Below are 19,260 nucleotides of genomic sequence, written 5' to 3' on the forward strand. Positions count from 1 at the left end.
ATCGATGAACCGGGAACAACTGGTGAAGTATCTGGATGAGCTGCTGCAGCCCGCGAAGTTTCGTGATTATTGCCCAAACGGACTGCAAGTGGAAGGACGCGCCGAGGTTGTGCGCATCGTCGCCGGCGTTACCGCCAGCCAGGCGTTGCTCGATATTGCCGTGGCGCGCGGAGCAGACGCCGTTCTCGTTCATCACGGTTACTTCTGGAAGGGTGAGGATGGCCGCATCATTGGCATCCGCCGGCAGCGCCTGAAAACCCTGCTCGCCAATGACATCAGCCTCCTCGCTTACCATCTGCCGCTCGATGCGCACCCCGATCTCGGCAACAATGCGCAGCTCGCGGCGCGCCTTGGCTGGTTGCCGGAAGGGCGCTTCGGCGACCAGGACATCGCCTGGCTCGGCAGCCTCGGCGCTCCGATCCCGGCAGGTCAACTGGCTGCGCGGATCGCCGAAGGTCTGGCGCGCGTGCCGCTGCTGATCGGCGATCCCGAGCGCCCGGTGCGCAGGATTGGCTGGTGTACGGGCGGCGCGCAGGATTACTTCGAACAGGCGATCGCACTTGGCGTCGATGCCTTCATTTCCGGAGAAATTTCCGAACAGACCGTTCATCTGGCACGCGAGAGCGGGGTGCCGTACCTGGCCTGCGGCCATCACGCGACCGAGCGCTACGGCGTCGCCGCGCTCGCCGGCCACCTCAACCGGCACTGCGGGTTGCAGTGCGAGTTCGTGGACCTCGACAACCCGGTCTAGACGATGCGCTCCAGGCCGTAAGCCGACTCGAGAATCAGCATGAGGAGGACGATTTCCTCGACCACCTCGAGCGGGAAGCCGCTACGCTGGCCCTCGCGGTTGTCGTGGACCAGCCGGTACAGATAGTCCAGACAGTTCTGGGTGCCCCACGTGGCCGTCAATCGCGTGATCACATGTTCATAATCTTCGAGCGATTTGAGTCCTGACGCCGGTATTTCCAGATCCTGCCACGCGGGCACCTGCAGGTTGAATTTCTTCCTGAGGGCAGGCAGCAGTTTCGTATAGTCGGCCCGCAACCCGCCGCGCCGATAGAGGTCGAGCAACATCAGCCAGGGCCGGGGATTGTCCGATGCGCTCTCCTCGATGTGGCGGGCAAGCGTTTCGGTTGCGCCCTGCAGGCGCCCGAAGGACAACATGATTTCGGCCAGCGCGATGGTGCTTTCATCCTGGTTATATTTGACGTCGACGGACTTGAGGTCGCCCGGTGGCCGCGAAAAGGCGTCTAGATGAAGGCCCGCCGCGGCGGCCCCCGCAGCCGCGCCGGCCGGTACGGCAACAGGCTCCGCCATCGGCGCCGGACCGGGTGCGGGCGTGGCCGGTCGCGGTGGCCTGGCGATGGCCAGCGGAACCTCATCCTCAGCCCGACGCTCGCGACGGCGCCCAAGGAAGTGGGCGAGTCCGAGCGCGATCAGACCGCCGGCCAGCGCGCTGAGCAGTACTTCCAGCCAGTTGCCGCTGGCTGCGGGCGGTAGCTCGGCAGGCTTGGCAATCGGGGCCGGCAGGCCGCCGCTGGCAGCCTCGGCGGCCTGCATCCTCTGCTGCAACACCAGTGCTTCGCTGGTCAGCGCGAGTGCCTTGTCGAGCGCTTCGATCTGCGTCGTGAGTGACTGGATCGTCGCTTGCACCTTCAGCATGCGCTCGTCGAGTTCTTCCCGGCTGCTCTTTGCAGACACGGCATTCTGCCCGGGCGCGATTTCGGCGGGCGGGGCGCCGAGCAGGACGCGATCGACTCCGCCTGCCTTGGGCGCGGCAACCGGCTTCACGATTCTGGACGGTGCCGGCGGCGGGGACGGTGGCGCAGGCGACTCCTCGCTGCGCAGCCGCGGGCGTGGCTCGGGCGGAGTGTCTCGCTCCGCTACGAGACGTTGTCTGACATCCGGTATCGCCACCGGCGTGCCATCGGCGAGACCGGGACGGCCGCTCAGCTTCGGGTTGGTGCGCTTGAGGGCGGCCAGCATCCGGCGTTGCTGCGCCAGATTGTCGGGGACCAGCGTTTCGGCGATGCTCTCGAGGGTATCGCCTTCGCTGGCGCGCCATTCCTGGCTGGCCGCGCCGCGGCCGCGCGTGCCGCCGACTGGCGCACCGAGGTCATTGCCCGGGGCAGGGGCGGGACTAGCGAGAACGAGGGGTTCGGGCGGCATCAGCACGTAGTCGCGCTGCAGATCGATGCCGCAAGCGGCGCGCACGCCGATTAGGAAGATCGGTTCGGAAACCGGTTTGCTTCCGGTAATCAGCAGGCGGTAGCGATCGCCCTCGCGCACCAGCTTGGTCCGCCCAGCGGAAATGACCGGTAGGTCGGATCCGCCCAGCGGCGCCAAGGTGAAACAACTCGCTTCGATGGTCTCGCCGGGTTCGGTGTTGATCGGCACCTCGGCGCGCAAGGGCTCTCCAACACGCGAGTGCAGGACGATGTCACCCAGCCCGATGGCCCAACTCTGGGTGGCTGACAGCAATGCCGCACTCAGGACGCTCAAACGCAATGTTCTCGAATTCACCATACCCTGCTTTCGATCACTGACCGTTATCCCAATAGCAATTTTACCAGTCGGCTGGCGCCAACATCATTAACTATTGCACACTGACGGTCAATTTCACTTCAACAGGAAGGGTTGCCATGGCCTTCGTCTTTCCCCCGCATCTCCCCGCGGCACTCCCGGTGACCGGCGGCACGGACTCTTTTCCGGTCCGTCGTGTCTATTGCGTCGGCCGCAACTATGCCGATCATGCCCGCGAGATGGGCGCCACCGATCAGGCCGATGGGCGTGAGCCGCCGTTTTTCTTCATGAAGCCGGGCGATGCCGTGGTCAGCGGTACGGGCGAGATCAGCATCGCCTACCCGCCGGCAACGAACAACCTGCACCACGAAGTCGAACTGATCGTCGCCCTCGGCTCCGGTGGTACGAACGTTACGGTCGACGCGGCAAATGCCCTGATTTTTGGCTACGCCGTCGGCCTCGACCTGACGCGCCGCGATATCCAGGCCCGGGCCAAGGAAAAGGGCCATCCGTGGGACATGGGCAAGGGCTTCGACCAGTCGGCGGTGGCCGGCACGATCCGGCCCGTCGCGCAGGCCGGGTTCCTGAAGCGCGGCCGCATCTGGCTCAAGGTCAATGGTGAAATCCGCCAGGATGGCGATCTGGCGGCGATGCTGTGGGAGGTGGGCGACATCATCGCCAATCTGTCGACGTTGGTGCGCCTCGAAGCCGGCGACCTGATCTACACCGGGACGCCGGCCGGAGTCGGGCCGTTGCTGCGCGGCGATGTGCTGGAAGGCGGTGTCGACGGCGTCGGCACGCTGCGCGCCCGGATCGTCTGAAGCCTACTTCGGGCGCCTGTCGATGACCCGCCGTGCCTTGCCGATCGAGCGCTCGATACCGCGGATCTCGACGATTTCGATGCGGGCGGTGATGCCGATGTAGGACTTGATGTGGTGCTGCAGGTCATGCGCCACGAATTCCTTCTCGGTGCCGCTCGCGAATTCAAACTCCGGCTTCAGTTCGACATTGACCTTCATCACGTCGAGGTGGCCGTCGCGGCTCACTTCCAGCATGTAGTGCGGCGACAGCTTGGGCTGCCTGAGAATCAGTTCCTCGATCTGCGACGGGAAGACATTGACGCCGCGGATGATCAGCATGTCGTCGGAGCGGCCGGTGATCTTGCCGATCCTGCGCATCGAGCGCGCGGTCGGCGGCAGCAAGCGGGTGAGGTCGCGGGTGCGGTAGCGGATCAGCGGCATCGCCTGCTTGGTCAGCGAGGTGAACACCAGTTCGCCCAGGCTGCCGTCGGGCAGGACTTCGCCGGTCGTGGCGTCGATGATCTCGGGGAAGAAATGATCCTCCCAAAGCACCGGGCCATCCTTGGCCTCGGCGCATTCGCAGGCGACGCCGGGGCCGATCACCTCGGACAGGCCGTAGAGATCGATGGCATCGATGCCGAAGGTGGTCTCGATCTCCGCGCGCATCGCGTCGGTCCACGGTTCGGCCCCGTGCATGCCGATGCGCAACGCGGTGCTTTTCGGGTCGATTCCCTGGCGGCGCAATTCGTCAGCCATGTTGAGCATGTACGATGGCGTGACCATGATGATGGTCGGCTTGAAGTCGCAGATCAGCTGCACCTGCTTCTCGGTCTGGCCGCCCGACATCGGGATCACCGTGCAGCCCAGCCGCTCGGCCCCGTAATGGGCGCCGAGGCCGCCGGTGAACAGCCCGTAGCCATAGGCAACGTGGGCGATGTCACCCTTGCGGCCGCCGCCGGCGTAGATCGAACGGGCCATCAGGTCGGCCCACATGTCGACGTCGGCCTGCGTGTAGCCGACCACCGTCGGCTTACCGGTCGTCCCGCTCGATGCATGGATGCGTACCACCTCCTCGCGCGGCACGGCAAACATTCCGTAAGGGTAGTTGTCACGCAGATCCTGCTTGTTGGTGAATGGGAAACGCGCGAGATCCGTCAGCGACCGGAAATCGTCTGGATGAACGCCGGCGGCGTCGAAGGCAGCCTTGTAGTGCGGCACGTTGCTGTAGACATGGCACAGCGTCCACTTGAGGCGCTCGGTCTGCAAGGCGACGATCTCGTCGCGACTGGCGGTTTCGATGGCGTGTAGGCCCTTGCTCATGGTCTGATTCCCTCCTGAACCGCGCATTTTCGCCCTGTTGGCGGAGGCGCTGCTTGAGCCAGATCAATTTGCCCTGTTTTTGCCGGTCGACCGCGCCCGTCCGCGAGCCATGCCATGGCCCGCAATCCCCCGATTGCATGGGCTGAATGGTCTCCATAATTATGAATTCCGGCAAACGACCATGGTGGCGGTTGTGATAGAATTTCAGGCTGAATCTCGGTATTTACCGGGTGGAAACGCAGGGATTTCAAGCGTGCCGCCCATCGCTCGCAACTCAACTAAACGCAAGGAAAGCGCATGAAAATTCACGAATATCAGGGTAAGCAAATCCTGAAGAAATTCGGCGTTACGGTTCCGCGCGGGATCCACTGCACGTCCGTCGATGACGCGGTCAAGGCAGCGGAAACCCTGGGCGGCAGTGTCTGGGTGGTCAAGGCCCAGATTCACGCCGGCGGCCGTGGCAAGGGCGGTGGCGTCAAGGTGGCGAAATCGCTAGAGCAAGTGCGCGAGTACGCGAACCAGATTCTCGGCATGCAACTGGTCACGCACCAGACCGGCCCGGCCGGTCAGAAGGTCCGTCACCTGCTGGTCGAGGAAGGCGCCGACATCCGCCACGAATATTACTGTGCCGCGCTGACCGATCGCGCCACGCAGTCGGTGGCGATGATGGCCTCGTCCGAAGGCGGCATGGACATCGAGGAAGTCGCCCACAAGACCCCGGAGAAGATTATCAAGGTCTTCATCAACCCGCTGGTCGGCATGACCGACGAGCAGGCGCAGACGCTGGCCAACGGTATCGGCGTTCCCGAGGCTTCCAGGGCGCAGGCGATGGATGTATTCAAGAAACTGTACACCTGCTACATGGAAACCGATGCCTCGCTGGCGGAAATCAACCCGCTGATCCTCGAGGGCAACGGCAACATCAAGGCGCTCGACGCCAAGTTCAACTTCGACTCCAATTCCCTCTACCGCCAGGAAGAAATCGTCGCCATGCGCGACCTCGACGAAGAGGACCCCGACGAACTGGAAGCCTCCCATTTCGACCTCTCGTACATCTCGCTCGACGGCAACATCGGTTGCCTGGTGAATGGTGCCGGTCTGGCGATGGCGACGATGGACACGATCAAGCTGTTCGGTGCCGAGCCGGCCAACTTCCTTGACGTCGGCGGCGGCGCGACGACCGAAAAAGTCACCGAAGCCTTCAAGATCATGCTCAAGAACCCCAAGGTCAAGGGCATTCTGGTCAACATCTTCGGCGGCATCATGCGCTGCGACACCATCGCCACCGGCGTCGTCGCCGCTGCCCGCGAAACCCACCTCAGCGTGCCGCTCGTCGTGCGCATGAAGGGTACCAACGAAGACATGGGCAAGCAGATTCTCAAGGATTCCGGCCTGCCCATCATTTCGGCCGATTCCATGGCCGATGCCGCCACCAAGATCGTCGCTGCGGTCCAGTAAGGAGCTATTGAATGTCCATTTACATCAACAAAGATTCGAAAATCATCACTCAGGGCATCACCGGCAAGACCGGGCAGTTCCATACGGAAAAGTGCCAGGAATACGCCAACGGCAAGAACTGCTTCGTCGCCGGCGTTAACCCCAAGAAGGCGGGTGAGTCGATCTTCGGCATCCCGATCTTCGGCTCCGTCAAGGAAGCCGCCGCCGAGACCGGCGCCACCGTGTCGGTCATCTACGTGCCGCCTCCGGGTGCCGCCGCCGCCATCTGGGAAGCCGTCGAGGCCGACCTCGACCTGGTTGTCTGCATCACCGAAGGCATCCCGGTTCGTGACATGCTGGTCGTGCGCAACAAGATGAAGGACAAGGAGGCCAGGGGCGGCAAGAAGACCCTGCTTCTCGGACCGAACTGCCCCGGCCTGATCACTCCGGATGAAGTCAAGATCGGCATCATGCCCGGCCACATCCACATGAAGGGGCGCATCGGCGTCGTTTCGCGCTCCGGCACGCTGACCTACGAAGCAGTCGGTCAGTTGACCGAACTTGGACTCGGCCAGTCATCCGCCGTCGGCATCGGTGGTGACCCGATCAACGGTCTCAAGCACATCGACGTCATGAGGGCGTTCAACGACGATCCGGATACCGACGCCGTCATCATGATCGGCGAAATCGGCGGTCCCGACGAAGCCGAAGCCGCGATCTGGTGCAAGGACAACATGAAGAAGCCGATCGTCGGCTTCATCGCCGGTGTCACCGCCCCGGCCGGCAAGCGCATGGGCCATGCCGGCGCGCTGATCTCGGGCGGCGCCGACACCGCCGACGCCAAGCTCGCCATCATGGAAGAGTGCGGCTTCACGGTGACGCGCAACCCGTCCGAAATGGCCCGGCTGCTCAAGGCCATGCTGTAGAATCCGGGCATTGCCCAATCCTGAAAGGCGGGCCCTGAGCCCGCCTTTTTTATCATGGAACTAGACCCCAGCTCGGCCGCTTTTTGGGTCGCCGTCGGCCAGATTATCCTGATCGACATCGTGCTGTCGGGCGACAACGCGGTGGTCATCGCGCTCGCCTGCCGCAACCTGTCGCCCGAGCAGCGCAAGACCGGCATCTTCTGGGGTGTCGCCGGGGCGATCAGCCTGCGCGTCGTGCTCACCGTGTTCGCCGCGCTGGTCATGAACCTGCCGTGGCTGAAGCTGGTCGGTGGTCTGCTGCTGGTGTGGATCGCTGTCAAGCTGATGCTGCCCGAAGATCAGGAGGGCCATGACATCAAGGCGTCGGCCAATCTGTGGGGCGCGGTCAAGACGATCGTCGTCGCCGATTTCGTCATGAGTCTCGACAACGTCATCGCCGTCGCCGGCGCCGCGCATGGCAGCCTGGTCCTGCTGCTGTTCGGGCTGGCGGTCAGCATTCCGTTGATCGTCTGGGCGAGCCAGCTGATCCTGCGCTGGATGGTGCGCTGGCCGTGGATCGTCCTGGTCGGCGCCGGCCTGCTCGGCTACGTGGCGGGGCAGATGATCTTCACCGATCCCGGCGTCGTCGGGCTGCTGCCGCCGCTGCCGGCGTGGGTGGCGAGGGCTGCCGGCGGCATCGGCGCGCTACTCGTCGTCATCGTTGGGCGCCGGATCGAGCAGCGCATTCTCGCCCGGCAGGATGTCACCATCGTCTGAGGAGTTGAAAGCATGGCGCTGTTTCTCGCGGAAAATGACGTAAAACAGGTGTTGACCGCAACAATGGCCCTTGAGGCCGTCGAGTCGGCGCATCGCGACCTGTCGCTGGGCCAGGCGCAGGACACGCCGCGCGCGCGCACCCGCCTGCCGCAGACGGTGCTGCACATCCTGCAGGGCGCCTTGCCGGCGCAGGGCGTCATCGGCTACAAGGCCTACACGACCAACCGTGGCGGCAACCGCTTTCTCGTTCATATGTTCGATGCGGCCAGCGGCAGCCTGCTGGCGGTCATTGAGGCCGACTACCTGGGCATGGTCCGCACCGGCGCGGCGAGCGGCGTTGCCGCGCGCTGGCTGGCGCGGCCGGACACTTCAGTGGCCGGCGTCTTCGGCGCCGGCTGGCAGGCCGAAGGCCACGTTCGCGGCATCTGCGCCGCCATGCCGCTGGAACTGGTCAAGGTATTCGGCCGCAACGCGGAGAGGCTGCAAACCTTCTGCGAGCGTCTGAGCAAGATGACCGGCGTTGCGGTGGTGCCGGCCGCCAGCGCCGAGGATACCGTGCGCGGCAGCGACCTGATCGGCACCGTGACGACGGCGAGCGAGCCGCTGTTCGATGCCGAATGGCTGGAGCCGGGAACGCACATCAACGCCGCCGGTTCCAACGCGCTGATCCGCCAGGAATTGCCGGAGGCCGCGCTCAGGCGCTGCGCCGTGGTCGCGGTCGATGCCGTGCCGACGGCGCTCGCCGAGGCCGGCGACCTGCTGCCGCTGCTCGAAAAGGGACGTCTGCACGCGCGTCAACTGGTCGAGCTCGGTGATGTCATCACCGGCAGGCACGTCGGGCGGACAGCGGCCGACCAGATTACCGTATTCGAATCGCAGGGCATGGCGATCCAGGACCTTGCCGTGGCGGCCCGGGTCGTCGCCGCGGCGCGGGAACGCGGTCTGGGTGTCGAATTGCCACTGCAGTGAGAGAAACCTCACAGATACATTGCGCGGAAGCGGGCACAATGGAGCGTCATATTGATGAATCCGTGGAAGCGATGACCCTTGGCAATGCTCTCGAGATGGCGGCATGCACCGATCGGGGAGAGGTACGTTCGCACAACGAGGATGCGCTGTTCGGCGACGCGGCGCTCGGCCTGGCGATTCTGGCCGACGGGATGGGCGGCTACAACGCCGGCGAGGTCGCCAGCAGCATGGCCACCGCATTGCTCTCCCGAAGCCTCATCGGCACGCTGGACGAGCGCGAGCCGCAACAGTTCGACGCCGACGGGCAGCGGGTTGCCCACCACCAGTTGCGCGAGCGGATCGAGCAGGCCAACGCCGAAATCTACTTCGCAGCCGAGAGTGATCCTCAGCTTTGCGGAATGGGCACGACGCTCGTCGTCGCCTGGTTTTACGACAACATGGTGACGCTCGCGCATCTCGGCGATTCGCGGGCTTACCGTTTGCGCGGAAATCTCTTCGAGTGTCTGACGCGTGACCATTCCCTCTTACAAGAACAGATCGACAGTGGCATCATTAGCGCTGAGGAGGCTCGCTTCTCGCCGGGCAAGAACCTGGTGACGCGTGCTTTGGGTGTGGATTTAACGGTCGAACCGGAAATCCGGGATTTTTCCGTGCTGCCTGGGGACATCTACCTGCTCTGTTCGGATGGCCTCAACAACATGGTGGGCGACGTTGAAATCGGGGCAACGGTGCGGGTGCTGGCTGGTGATCCGGTGGCTGCGGCGGAACGACTGGTGCAGATGGCAAACAACAATGGCGGACGTGACAACATTTCGGTAATTCTGGTGCGGGTGCGCGGGGAGTTTCCGGCGCGCGCCGGTTGGTTGCAATAACGGCGGCTAAGTATCGGCTAAGGCAGGGAAGGCAAGATGGCAAGACTGATCCTCTCGATGGATGGGCTGGTGCTCAAGGAGATTCCTCTCAACAAGGAACAACTGACAATCGGGCGCCGCCCGAATAATGACATCCAGATCGACAATCTGGCTATTTCCGGCGAGCATGCGCGGATCGTCACCATCCTCGACGATTCCTTCCTGGAGGATCTCAACAGCACCAACGGGACGCTGGTGAATGGCCAGCCCATTACCCGGCATGTCCTCAAGAACAACGACGCGATCGAACTCGGCAAGTACAAACTCAAGTTCATGTCCGAGGAGGCAGTCGGTGAATACGACAATACGGCCCAGTTGCGGGCGGCAGGGCTGTCGACCGAACCCGAGCCCGAACGCACCTTTGCCGATACGCAGATCATGATTCCCCGACCGGTGGCGCCGCCGCCGCCCATACCGAGGGTGACGATCCGCCTGCTCAACGGTCCGAATGCCGGGAAGGCGGTGGAACTGGCGAAGCTACTGACCACCCTCGGCAAGACCGGGGTTCAGGTTGCGGTCATTGCACGGCGTTCCGAAGGGGTTTTCCTCACCCATGTTGAGGGAGCGAAGTTTCCCACAGTCAACAACAGCGAAACCGGCGGCGAGGCTTTCATGCTGCGGAACAAGGATATTGTCGAGATCGCTGGCATCAGGATCGAACTCGGCATCAAGGCCTGATGCCATCACGGCGCAAGGCTTGACGGGATATCGAGCCCGTCTGCTTCCCGGGATTGCCCGAGTCGGGTTTTCGTCCAGGCACATTTGACCCATGCCGGATCACAGTTCCGGCACGAGATCGTGTGCCTGTTTCGCGCGCAGAGACCGCGCCGAAGCCGGGACAAAGTTGTACAATCGCAACGGGTTGTCGCCGGGGTGCGGGCAATATGCCGTGTTTCCGGAATGAATCCGGCGCCTGCGGAGCAACAGCCCGCACGAAGACCGGAACGAGGTCACGACTTTCGCAATCAAATGACGATGAAACTGAGAATCCTCGGCTGTAGCGGCGGCATCGGCGGCGAGCATCTGCGGACCACCTCTCTGCTCGTCGACGACGATGTCCTGATCGACGCCGGCACCGGCGTCGGGGATCTCCCCATCACCGATCTGGCGCGCATCGACCATGTCTTCCTGACCCACACCCATCTCGACCACATTGCCTGCCTGCCGCTGTTGATCGATTCGGTGGGCGACCGCCGCGACCAGCCGCTGACGGTCTATGGCACGCCGGCAGTGCTCGACATTCTCGGAAAGCACGTGTTCAACTGGCTGATCTGGCCAGATTTCGCCGAAGTCCCTTCGGCCGGCAATCCTTTTATGCGCTACCAGGCGGTCGAATTGCTGAAGCCGGTCACGCTCGGAGGGCGTAGCTTCACCCCGCTGCCGGTCGATCACACCGTTCCGGCGGTGGGTTACCGGCTGGACTCCGGCGCCGGCAGCCTGGTCTTTTCCGGGGATACCGGACCGTGTGATGCCTTCTGGCAGGCGGTCAACGCGATCGACAACCTGCGCCATCTGATCGTCGAATGCGCTTTCCCGGACCATCAGGGGCAGCTCGCCGTGCTCTCCAAGCATCTCTGTCCAGGTATGCTGGCATCGGAACTGGGCAAGCTCGAGCGGCAATGCGAGATACACATCACGCATCTCAAGCCCGGGCAGATGGAACTGACCATGGTCGAAATCGCAAGCCGGCTCGGTGAATTCGGTCCGCGGATGCTGCACAACAACCAGGTTTTGGAGTTTTGAAGCAGGGCGTGGGGAGTCTTGCTTCCCATCGCTCGGCAACAGACAGGAAATATTGTGGGAACGCTTGACGACCTCTTCCGTCGCTTCGAACACCTCAACGACATCGGGGCGTCGCTATCCAACGAGCGCGACCTCAACCGCCTGCTGGAGAAGATCACTCTCGCCGCCAAGGCCATCACCCGTGCCGATGGCGGCACCCTGTACCTGCTCTCCGAGGACAAGCGCCACCTGCATTTCGAGATCGTCCGCACCGACTCGCTCAGCATCGCCTTCGGCGGCACCAGCGGCAACCCGGTTTCCGGCAAGTTCCCCGATCTGCCGCTCTACCGTGACGACGGCTCGCCCAACGACGCGATGGTGGCAGCCTATGCGGCGATCTCCGGGAAGACGGTGAACATCGCCGACGCCTATGTCGCCAGGGGCTTTGATTTCTCCGGCACCCGCAAGTTCGACGAGCGCACCGGTTACCGCTCGCAATCCTTCCTCACCGTGCCGATGCGCAACCATGAGGGCGAGATCATCGGTGTGCTGCAACTGATCAATGCCCATATGCCGGAGCATGACGTCGTCGTGCCGTTTTCCGAAGCGGACCAGCGCCTCGCCGAGTCGCTCGCCTCCCAGGCCGCCATTGCGCTGACCAACCGGCAGCTGCTGCACCAGCTCGAAGTCCTGTTCGAATCTTTCATCCTGCTCATCAACTCGGCAATCGACGACAAGTCGCCCTATACCGGCGAGCATTGCCAGCGCGTCCCCGAACTGACGATGATGCTCGCCGAGGCCGCGCACGAAACCAGCGAAGGGCCGCTCGCGGATTTTCGCCTGACCGACCGCGACCGCTATGAACTGCGCATCGCCGCGCTGCTCCACGATTGCGGAAAGGTCACGACGCCTGTCCACGTGGTCGACAAGGCGACTAAGCTGCAAACCATCTTCGACCGCATCGGGCTCGTCGATACCCGTTTCGAGTTGTTGCGGCGCGATGCTGAGATACGCATGCTGCGGCAGATCGTCGCCGGAGTCACTCGCGAGCGGGCCGAAGCCGAGTTCCACGAATTCGTCGCCAACATGGAGGTCGACCGCAACTTCCTGCACCAGGCCAACGTCGGCAGCGAGCACATGAGCGACGACGACATCGACCGGGTCAGGGCGATTGCCGCCGGCTACCGCTGGCAGGAGGCATCCGGCGTCGAGGTCGATTTCCTCTCCGCCGACGAACTCGAGAACCTCATCATCCGCGCCGGCACGCTGACCCTGCAGGAACGCCACACCATCAACTACCATGTGACCGCGACGATCAGGATGCTCGAGCAACTGCCGTGGCCAAAGCATCTGAAGAACGTCCCCGAATATGCCGGTGGCCATCACGAACGGATGGATGGCAAGGGCTACCCGCGCGGGCTCAAGCGCGAGGAGATGAGCTGGCAGGCGCGGATGATTGGCGTCGCCGACATCTTCGAGGCGCTCACCGCGCGCGATCGCCCGTACAAGCAGGGCATGACCCTGGCGCAGGCCCTCGACATCCTCGAAAAATTCCGCCAGAACGGTCACATCGATCCCGATCTGCACGACGTTTTCATCAGCAGCGAGATCTACCGCAAGTACGCCGCCGAGTTCCTTGATGCGAAGCAGATGGATCGCTGAGGCTTACCAGATCGTCCTGGAGCGGAACGCCTCGAACGCAGTGTCGCGCGTGATTAGCGTGGCTGCCTCGAGGTCACTTTGGGCGGCCAGCATGCGGTCGAACGGATCGCGGTGGTCAATTGTATAGCTGCAAGCCTTTAACGCATGCAGATACGTTATTGGCAGATGTTCAAAACCATCCAGCTCGATAAGTTCATTGAAGCGTGGCACGATCGCGGTCGCAATTTCAAGCCTGCCGAGACGGTGTTTCGTGGCAATTTCCCACGCGCTGGCGGCGCTGACCAGAATCGTGCTGGATTCGTCGGCGATCAGTTCTCTGGCATGTGGAGAAAGCCGAGAGTCATCGGTCAGCCACCAGAGCAAGGCATGGGTATCGAGCAGGAATCTCATTTGCCTTCCCAGGCATCGAGTTCCTCAGCAGGCAAGGGTTCGAAAAAAGCATCGCCCACCCGGCCGGCGATTCGACCGGGCTGCCGCTTGCCGCTGGATGGCGCCAGCGGCATCAGTCGGGCATAGGGTTTGCCTGCCTTGGCCAATATAATCTCCTGCCCGGCATGGGCCTGCTCCAAAAGTCTGGAGAAATGGGTTTTTGCATCATGAACATTGACGGTCAGTGGCATGGATGAGCCTCGATCTGGTTGAGTTGCTGGACTAATTCCAATTAGCGTTCAAGATGATACTAATGCTAGAATATTCCCGAGTACAAGATACTTGGGATGCATTGACATGGCCAGACCGCGGCGAGTAGATCCGGAATTGGTGACACAGGCCCAAGCGGCCGTGAGAGACGCCGATAATGTTGAGGCCCTGCGCTGTGCGCAGGCGGTGCTGCTACCGGCGCTATTGGGAGCGACGCTGGAGCAGACCGCAGCGGTACTGGGCATAGGCCGAGCCACCGTGCCCAGGCTACAAGCGCGCATGCGCCGGCTGTTGGCCAAACCGGACGCAATCCGACCGAATTGGGGTGGTCGCCGGCGAGCTTCGCTGCCACTGGAAGAGGAGGATCGTTTCCTGGCCCCTTGGGTGCAGGCCTCCAGTGAAGGGGGAATCCTGGTCGTTTCGCCACTGCGTGCCGCGTTAGCGCAAAAGCTGGGACGTCCTGTGGCCGCCTCTGTCGTGTATCGCCTGTTGGCGCGGCACGGCTGGCGCAAGGTCGCACCCGACACCCGGCATCCGAAGAGTGATCCGCAGATACAGGAGGCGTGGAAAAAAAACTTCCCGAAACACTGGCAGCCCTCTTGAAACAGGAAGAGGTTCGGGGTCGCCGGGTGCGCCTGATGTTTCAGGACGAAGCGCGCTTTGGGCGTATGGTGCGGATTCGTCGCTGCTGGGCGCCCAGCCCAGCACGACCGGTGGTCTGCAACGGCTACGAGCGAGAGTTCGTCTACGTTTATGGCGCCCTCAGCCCCGTCGAAGGCGAGTTGGATTGGATGACCTGTCGGCAGATGAACACCGAACAGATGACGGCGTTCCTGGCCCGAGTCAGTACCGCGCATGAAAAGGAGTTCATGCTGATGGTCGTCGACGGCGCCAGCTCACACGTATCGAAGGATCTGCAAGTGCCAGAGAACATTCGTCTGCTGCGTCTGCCACCTTACGCGCCCGAACTCAACCCGCAGGAGCACGTCTGGGACGAGGTGCGGGAGAAGGAGTTTCCCAATCGTGTGTTTGCCGACCTCGGTAGTGTCATCCGCCAGTTGGAAGCAGGCCTTCCACGTCTGGCAGCAAATACCTCAGGGCTGCGCAGCCTGACCGCATGGCCATGGATTGTTAGTCTCAACTTGAACGCTACTTAGAATAAGTCTAGCATCGCCGAGTGCCAATGTGGTGGAACAAACTCGCGTCATAACGTCGTTGCGCTTCAGGGTTCAATCCGCCCTTCTATAGTTTGACGTAAAGGATGGTAAGCGCTACTGTGCAATCCTTACTTCATTACTTTGCGAAATGAGCATGCTTGCCAAGCGAACCAGTAAAAACCAGCTAACCCTCCCGAAAGCCATCGTTCAGGCGGTTGGCGAAGCCGAGTATTACGATGTGGCGACGGAAAATGGTTGCATAATTCTCAGGCCGGTGCGGGTACAACGCGCCGATGCCGTGCGCGCTAAACTCGCGGAGCTGGGCATCGACGCAACCGATGTAGAGGACGCGATCCGCTGGGCCCGGCAACATTCATGAGCGTTCCGCGCATCGTCATCGACACGAATTGTCTGGTTTCGGCGCTTATTTTTTCCTGGGGGAAACTGGCCTGGTTGCGCCAATCGTGGCAGTCTGGCCGCATCAAACCGTTGGTCAGTCGCCAAACGGCCAACGAACTGATCAGGGTGCTCGCCTACCCTAAGTTCAAGCTGGATAAAAAAGAGCGAGAGACGCTGCTGGCCGAGTTTCTGCCCTATGCGGAAACGGTGAATATCGCTACGCCACCCGTCGGCTTGCCGTCGATCCGGGATGAGGCCGACACGATGTTCCTGGCGCTGGCAGTCGTCGCTAGAGCAGATGCCGTGATCAGTGGCGATGGCGATATCTTGTCGGTCAGACACCAGTTCGAGAAACCACCGATCCTTACGCTTGCAGAGTTCGCCAGTTGGATCGAAGACATTTAGGTTGAGCCGGGCACACATTTTCATTCGCGAGTTCAACAGCGAAGCGCCGGCGATTTCGGCATATTTCAGAGGTTGACCGCAACAGGCGATATTTCGCCACAGGATTGACCAATTACGCCACCAGAAGGTGACAAATTTTGTCACATTGCGCTTGTCCAGCGACCGGCATGTTGCGCCGAAACCCACTGAAACAGGCAACCGACGGGAAGAGAGTGCTCATGCCATGGGGCTGGCACGCTTTGTGATAGAGTAAGTACAGCGGCTTTCCGCTTTCTAGCCAAAAAGGAGATTCAAATGAAACGTGTTCAACAGGGCTTTACCCTTATCGAACTGATGATCGTCGTGGCGATCATCGGCATTCTGGCCGCCATCGCACTCCCGGCATATCAGGACTACACCGTGCGTGCCAAGGTTTCGGAAGTTATGTTGGCTGCTTCGGGGATGAAGACTGACATTGCCGAGTTTTTTCAGACCAAGGGTTATATGCCTGCAGGCACATCGGTTACGGTTGGTACGGCTTCAAAGTTTGTTAAATCTGTCGTTTGGAATGGCACTGCAATTCAAGCGACGGCTCAGGGAGAACCAAAAATTCAAGGCAAGATTCTTCTGCTGACCGCTAAAACCAATGCTAACGGCACCAATCCAGGCATTGGTGTTGGTCAAATCGATTGGGTTTGCAGTTCGCCGGCTAACACAGGGATTGACAAGAGATATCTTCCGGCTGTTTGCAAGTAAATCGTAACTCAGTGTCACGAGGGGCGCCCAACTGGGCGCCCTTTTTTGTCTGGGAAATCAGGTGAAAGCTCTTATCAAGAATTACCCTTCCGCAGTCAGGTTCGTAATTGGATGTACCCTGCTTTTGCTAGGGGTCCTAATCTACTGGCCTGGCTTAAGTGGTGGTTTTTTCTTTGATGACTCGGTCAATATTCTTGAACCGGCAGGTGTTCAATTAAAAAGCATTTCCTACGAGTCGCTACTGAATGTATGGGAAAGCGGTACGGGTGGGCCCTTGCAGCGCCCGATCAGCATGTTGACCTTTGCCGCGAATTATTATTTCTCCGGATTCACCCCATTCTGGTTCAAACTGACCAATTTGCTCATTCACTGCGTGAATGGGATGCTGGTCTATTTCCTGGGCTTAATGTTGCTGCGGGCGACGAACCCATCGACGGACCGGTTGCTCAGTGTCCGACTGGTGGCGGCTGTAGTCGCCGCGCTGTGGGCGTTCAACCCGATTCAACTGACATCGGTGCTCTACGTTGTTCAGCGGATGACCAGCCTTTCTTCCATGTTGGTGCTGATGGCGCTGATCTTGCACATAGGGGCACGGCAACGGCAAGGCTCGTCTTGGGCGAATCTGGTCATCTATCTGGCGGCGTGGGGTGTGTTTCTGCCTTTGGCCGTACTGAGTAAGGAAACGGGTGTCTTGTTTCTCCTCTACGTGGCGACTTACGAGGGTCTGCTGCACAGAAATTTCGCCGGCGGCCTTGATCGCTTCGCGAAACTCTATCTTGTGCTGCTTGGGTTGGCCGGCATTGGACTTCTCCTTTATCTGGGTCTTGATCCCGGGCACGGTTTGTTGGGAGGGTATAGGGATAGAACCTTCACGTTTACCGAGCGAATATTGACCGAGTTCAGAATCATCTGGACTTACATTGGGCTGATTCTTGCGCCAAGTCTGCCGAACTTCGGCTTGTACCACGATGATTTTGTCGTTTCGACCGGGATATTTGAACCCATCGGCACCGCTTTTGCGATTCTTGGCCTGCTGATCTTGCTTGTGGTCGCATGGCTCGTGCGAACTCGGGCACCAATTGTCGCTTTCGGGATTTTCTGGTTTATTGTCGGCCATAGTTTGGAGTCGACAATTTTCCCGTTGGAACTGATGCATGAGCATCGCAATTATCTGCCAAGTTTTGGGATTATGCTTGTAATCGGGGCTGCTCTCATGTCGGAAAGAATGGCAGAGCCAAAATACAAGTTGCTGACGTCGGGTGGTGTTCTGGCACTCTTTTTTTATTTTGCGCTGATAACTCACTTGCGTGCCGATCTGTATGGTGATGATTTTCGCCGTACACAGATCGAAGCGGATTATCGTTCCGAATCGGTTCGATCGCAGTATGAAGCTGGAGCCTTGAGGGTCAATATGTATAACCAGCATCGCAGCCTGATCTTGGCCGGATTTGCAGACAAATACCTCAAGCGGGTGAACGAGCTTGATCCCAACTACAAATTGGGGCTGATCGGGATGTTGCAACTCGATTGCCTGTACGATAAATCTGCAAGAGTCGAAATCTATGAAGAACTGAAGCGCCGTCTGGAAGATAGCAAATGGATTCCATTTGACAGAACCGTAATGCATGGGATCGCCGAAATGGCCAACGAAGGATCGATTTGTCTTAGTCGCGAACAGGTGGATGAGTTGTTTAAGGCTGCCGTGGAGAATAGTTCTGCATCGCTTCAAGATCGTTCTGTCGTTATGTCCGACTACGCGCTTTATCTCTGGTTGGGGCAGAAGGATTACGTAGCCACCCGAAAAGTATTGATTCAGGCGGTCTCTGCAAATGAGAACGACGTTCTGAATAGGATTAACCTTTTGCAGCTATCAAGATTGCAGGAAGACAAAGATGGGATTTTGGCACTGATTGTAGACCTGAAAGGGAGGCATTTGTCGCGTCAGGATCGAGCACTGCTTGAGGATGTGATTCGTGAAATGAGCGCGCAAGGTGTCAATGGAAATGGCCATGACAAAAATTAGTGTAGTTCTGCCAGCCCGGAATGAATCTCCGTCTTTGAAGCTGGTTCTGCCAGCAATAAGGCGCCTGCTCCCCGAAGCTGAAATCATCGTTGTCAATGATGGTTCCGATGACGACACTGAATCCGTTGCGTTGCGCCTTGGGGCAAAGGTCGTGAGCAACTCATACTCGCAAGGCAATGGTGCCGCCATCAAGCTTGGTGCCCGAAGTGCTACCGGTGACATTCTGGTGTTTTTGGATGCGGACAGTCAGCATCGACCGGAAGAGATTCGAAAGCTGATCGACAAGCTGGAAAGCGGTCATGATATGACGGTTGGTGCGCGTGATGGTACTGGGCAAGCCAGCCGTCATCGTGGCCTGGCGAATGCCTTCTATAACCGTCTGGCGTCATGGATGGTTGGGCACGAGGTCAAGGATTTGACATCCGGCTTCCGCGCTGTCCGGCGCGACAAATTCCTGGAATTTCTCTACCTGCTTCCCAACGGGTTTTCCTACCCGACCACGATCACGATGGCCTTCTTCCGGGCGGGCTATTCCGTTGCATATGAGCCTGTCGAAGTGCAACCGCGCATGCAGGGAACTGTAAGCCACATCCGTTTGTGGCGTGACGGAATCCGTTTTTTGCTGATCATATTCAAAATCGGTACTTTGTATTCACCGTTGAAACTCTTTGCGCCGGTGGCGTTGGCCCATGCGCTGGTTGGCTTGGGATATTATGCCTTTACTTACATTGACCATGGGCGCCTGTCCTTGGCTACGATTTTCTTGTTGACTTCTTCCGTCACCATTTTTCTGATCGGCCTGGTTTCGGAACAAATAACACAACTAATGTATAAGTCACCCGAGAATAAATAATGCAATTATTAAAGTTGTTG

Annotated in this window: 21 protein-coding genes; 17 read left to right on the forward strand and 4 right to left on the reverse strand. The window is 60.3% G+C overall.

The genetic code is table 11. The annotated features are described in order from the left end of the window. Nucleotides 1–4 precede the first annotated feature (4 nt). A complete protein-coding gene (locus tag IPP03_18205) occupies nucleotides 5–751 on the forward strand; it encodes a Nif3-like dinuclear metal center hexameric protein (GenBank protein ID MBL0354481.1) in 747 nt (248 codons plus the stop codon). Here the strand turns inward: IPP03_18205 and IPP03_18210 are convergent. Further along, a complete protein-coding gene (locus tag IPP03_18210; GenBank protein ID MBL0354482.1) occupies nucleotides 748–2,484 on the reverse strand; it encodes a hypothetical protein in 1,737 nt (578 codons plus the stop codon). The two genes, IPP03_18205 and IPP03_18210, sit on opposite strands and share 4 nt — an antisense overlap. 161 nt (nucleotides 2,485–2,645) lie before the next feature. Here IPP03_18210 and IPP03_18215 point away from each other — a divergent pair, with 161 nt between their 5' ends. Then, nucleotides 2,646–3,347: a fumarylacetoacetate hydrolase family protein gene (locus IPP03_18215; GenBank protein ID MBL0354483.1), complete on the forward strand. Its 702-nt coding sequence runs from the start codon at nucleotides 2,646–2,648 to the stop codon at nucleotides 3,345–3,347. A 3-nt stretch (nucleotides 3,348–3,350) separates the two neighbouring features. On the opposite strand, the gene paaF is transcribed toward IPP03_18215, so the two are convergent. Then, nucleotides 3,351–4,646 (reverse strand): phenylacetate--CoA ligase, encoded by a 1,296-nt coding sequence (gene paaF, locus IPP03_18220; GenBank protein MBL0354484.1) that lies wholly within the window; start codon nucleotides 4,644–4,646, stop codon nucleotides 3,351–3,353. 297 nt (nucleotides 4,647–4,943) lie between these two features. On the opposite strand from paaF, the gene sucC reads away from it, so the two are divergent. The 8 genes from sucC to IPP03_18260 all read left to right on the forward strand — a co-directional run bounded on the left by sucC (nucleotide 4,944) and on the right by IPP03_18260 (nucleotide 13,029). Further along, nucleotides 4,944–6,104: an ADP-forming succinate--CoA ligase subunit beta gene (gene sucC / locus IPP03_18225; protein ID MBL0354485.1), complete on the forward strand. Its 1,161-nt coding sequence runs from the start codon at nucleotides 4,944–4,946 to the stop codon at nucleotides 6,102–6,104. Nucleotides 6,105–6,115: 11 nt separating this feature from the next. Then, the gene (sucD, locus tag IPP03_18230; protein MBL0354486.1) at nucleotides 6,116–7,009 is read left to right on the forward strand and encodes a succinate--CoA ligase subunit alpha; all 894 of its coding nucleotides are present in this window, start codon (nucleotides 6,116–6,118) and stop codon (nucleotides 7,007–7,009) included. A gap of 54 nt (nucleotides 7,010–7,063) precedes the next feature. After that, complete coding sequence (locus tag IPP03_18235) at nucleotides 7,064–7,765, forward strand: TerC family protein (protein MBL0354487.1); 702 nt, start codon at nucleotides 7,064–7,066, stop codon at nucleotides 7,763–7,765. A gap of 12 nt (nucleotides 7,766–7,777) precedes the next feature. Next, a complete protein-coding gene (locus IPP03_18240; GenBank protein ID MBL0354488.1) occupies nucleotides 7,778–8,734 on the forward strand; it encodes an ornithine cyclodeaminase family protein in 957 nt (318 codons plus the stop codon). Between the two features lie 95 nt (nucleotides 8,735–8,829). Continuing rightward, entirely contained in the window at nucleotides 8,830–9,606 is a 777-nt protein-coding gene (locus IPP03_18245; GenBank protein ID MBL0354489.1) for a Stp1/IreP family PP2C-type Ser/Thr phosphatase, read from the forward strand. Nucleotides 9,607–9,642: 36 nt separating this feature from the next. Beyond that, nucleotides 9,643–10,323: an FHA domain-containing protein gene (locus tag IPP03_18250; protein MBL0354490.1), complete on the forward strand. Its 681-nt coding sequence runs from the start codon at nucleotides 9,643–9,645 to the stop codon at nucleotides 10,321–10,323. A gap of 297 nt (nucleotides 10,324–10,620) precedes the next feature. Further along, a complete protein-coding gene (locus IPP03_18255; protein MBL0354491.1) occupies nucleotides 10,621–11,388 on the forward strand; it encodes a 3',5'-cyclic-nucleotide phosphodiesterase in 768 nt (255 codons plus the stop codon). A 54-nt stretch (nucleotides 11,389–11,442) separates the two neighbouring features. Then, complete coding sequence (locus IPP03_18260; protein ID MBL0354492.1) at nucleotides 11,443–13,029, forward strand: GAF domain-containing protein; 1,587 nt, start codon at nucleotides 11,443–11,445, stop codon at nucleotides 13,027–13,029. A 3-nt stretch (nucleotides 13,030–13,032) separates the two neighbouring features. Here IPP03_18260 and IPP03_18265 read toward each other — a convergent pair whose 3' ends face one another. Both IPP03_18265 and IPP03_18270 read right to left on the reverse strand, forming a co-directional pair. Then, a complete protein-coding gene (locus IPP03_18265; protein MBL0354493.1) occupies nucleotides 13,033–13,419 on the reverse strand; it encodes a type II toxin-antitoxin system VapC family toxin in 387 nt (128 codons plus the stop codon). Further along, the gene (locus IPP03_18270) at nucleotides 13,416–13,649 is read right to left on the reverse strand and encodes a type II toxin-antitoxin system Phd/YefM family antitoxin (GenBank protein ID MBL0354494.1); all 234 of its coding nucleotides are present in this window, start codon (nucleotides 13,647–13,649) and stop codon (nucleotides 13,416–13,418) included. The genes IPP03_18265 and IPP03_18270 overlap by 4 nt, the downstream gene beginning before the upstream one ends. A 136-nt stretch (nucleotides 13,650–13,785) precedes the next feature. On the opposite strand from IPP03_18270, the gene IPP03_18275 reads away from it, so the two are divergent. The 7 genes from IPP03_18275 (at nucleotide 13,786) to IPP03_18305 (ending at nucleotide 19,240) form a co-directional block, all read left to right on the forward strand. Continuing rightward, nucleotides 13,786–14,271 carry a winged helix-turn-helix domain-containing protein gene (locus IPP03_18275; GenBank protein ID MBL0354495.1) on the forward strand — a complete coding sequence of 162 codons (486 nt, stop codon included), beginning with the start codon at nucleotides 13,786–13,788 and terminating at the stop codon, nucleotides 14,269–14,271. 35 nt (nucleotides 14,272–14,306) lie between these two features. Then, the gene (locus IPP03_18280) at nucleotides 14,307–14,825 is read left to right on the forward strand and encodes an IS630 family transposase (GenBank protein MBL0354496.1); all 519 of its coding nucleotides are present in this window, start codon (nucleotides 14,307–14,309) and stop codon (nucleotides 14,823–14,825) included. 154 nt (nucleotides 14,826–14,979) lie between these two features. Then, nucleotides 14,980–15,204 (forward strand): AbrB/MazE/SpoVT family DNA-binding domain-containing protein, encoded by a 225-nt coding sequence (locus IPP03_18285; protein ID MBL0354497.1) that lies wholly within the window; start codon nucleotides 14,980–14,982, stop codon nucleotides 15,202–15,204. After that, nucleotides 15,201–15,629 carry a putative toxin-antitoxin system toxin component, PIN family gene (locus IPP03_18290; protein ID MBL0354498.1) on the forward strand — a complete coding sequence of 143 codons (429 nt, stop codon included), beginning with the start codon at nucleotides 15,201–15,203 and terminating at the stop codon, nucleotides 15,627–15,629. Before IPP03_18285 ends, IPP03_18290 begins: the two co-directional genes overlap by 4 nt. 294 nt (nucleotides 15,630–15,923) lie before the next feature. After that, nucleotides 15,924–16,364: a pilin gene (locus tag IPP03_18295; GenBank protein ID MBL0354499.1), complete on the forward strand. Its 441-nt coding sequence runs from the start codon at nucleotides 15,924–15,926 to the stop codon at nucleotides 16,362–16,364. Nucleotides 16,365–16,425: 61 nt separating this feature from the next. Then, a complete protein-coding gene (locus IPP03_18300; protein MBL0354500.1) occupies nucleotides 16,426–18,387 on the forward strand; it encodes a pilus assembly protein PilF in 1,962 nt (653 codons plus the stop codon). Continuing rightward, nucleotides 18,368–19,240: a glycosyltransferase family 2 protein gene (locus IPP03_18305; GenBank protein MBL0354501.1), complete on the forward strand. Its 873-nt coding sequence runs from the start codon at nucleotides 18,368–18,370 to the stop codon at nucleotides 19,238–19,240. The genes IPP03_18300 and IPP03_18305 overlap by 20 nt, the downstream gene beginning before the upstream one ends. Nucleotides 19,241–19,260 lie beyond the last annotated feature (20 nt).

Origin of the sequence: Candidatus Dechloromonas phosphoritropha, assembly GCA_016722705.1 — a bacterium.
In the GTDB taxonomy this organism is placed as follows: Bacteria; Pseudomonadota; Gammaproteobacteria; order Burkholderiales; family Rhodocyclaceae; genus Azonexus; species Azonexus phosphoritrophus.

Excerpts from the sequence above, each read along its gene's own strand:
- IPP03_18205 (MBL0354481.1), top strand. The coding sequence starts at position 5 with ATGAACCGGGAACAACTGGTGAAGTATCTGGATGAGCTGCTGCAGCCC.
- IPP03_18215 (MBL0354483.1), top strand. The coding sequence starts at position 2,646 with ATGGCCTTCGTCTTTCCCCCGCATCTCCCCGCGGCACTCCCGGTGACC.
- paaF (MBL0354484.1), bottom strand. The coding sequence starts at position 4,646 with ATGAGCAAGGGCCTACACGCCATCGAAACCGCCAGTCGCGACGAGATC.
- sucC (MBL0354485.1), top strand. The coding sequence starts at position 4,944 with ATGAAAATTCACGAATATCAGGGTAAGCAAATCCTGAAGAAATTCGGC.
- sucD (MBL0354486.1), top strand. The coding sequence starts at position 6,116 with ATGTCCATTTACATCAACAAAGATTCGAAAATCATCACTCAGGGCATC.
- IPP03_18235 (MBL0354487.1), top strand. The coding sequence starts at position 7,064 with ATGGAACTAGACCCCAGCTCGGCCGCTTTTTGGGTCGCCGTCGGCCAG.
- IPP03_18240 (MBL0354488.1), top strand. The coding sequence starts at position 7,778 with ATGGCGCTGTTTCTCGCGGAAAATGACGTAAAACAGGTGTTGACCGCA.
- IPP03_18245 (MBL0354489.1), top strand. The coding sequence starts at position 8,830 with ATGGCGGCATGCACCGATCGGGGAGAGGTACGTTCGCACAACGAGGAT.
- IPP03_18250 (MBL0354490.1), top strand. The coding sequence starts at position 9,643 with ATGGCAAGACTGATCCTCTCGATGGATGGGCTGGTGCTCAAGGAGATT.
- IPP03_18255 (MBL0354491.1), top strand. The coding sequence starts at position 10,621 with ATGAAACTGAGAATCCTCGGCTGTAGCGGCGGCATCGGCGGCGAGCAT.
- IPP03_18265 (MBL0354493.1), bottom strand. The coding sequence starts at position 13,419 with ATGAGATTCCTGCTCGATACCCATGCCTTGCTCTGGTGGCTGACCGAT.
- IPP03_18270 (MBL0354494.1), bottom strand. The coding sequence starts at position 13,649 with ATGCCACTGACCGTCAATGTTCATGATGCAAAAACCCATTTCTCCAGA.
- IPP03_18280 (MBL0354496.1), top strand. The coding sequence starts at position 14,307 with ATGTTTCAGGACGAAGCGCGCTTTGGGCGTATGGTGCGGATTCGTCGC.
- IPP03_18285 (MBL0354497.1), top strand. The coding sequence starts at position 14,980 with ATGCTTGCCAAGCGAACCAGTAAAAACCAGCTAACCCTCCCGAAAGCC.
- IPP03_18290 (MBL0354498.1), top strand. The coding sequence starts at position 15,201 with ATGAGCGTTCCGCGCATCGTCATCGACACGAATTGTCTGGTTTCGGCG.
- IPP03_18295 (MBL0354499.1), top strand. The coding sequence starts at position 15,924 with ATGAAACGTGTTCAACAGGGCTTTACCCTTATCGAACTGATGATCGTC.
- IPP03_18305 (MBL0354501.1), top strand. The coding sequence starts at position 18,368 with ATGGCCATGACAAAAATTAGTGTAGTTCTGCCAGCCCGGAATGAATCT.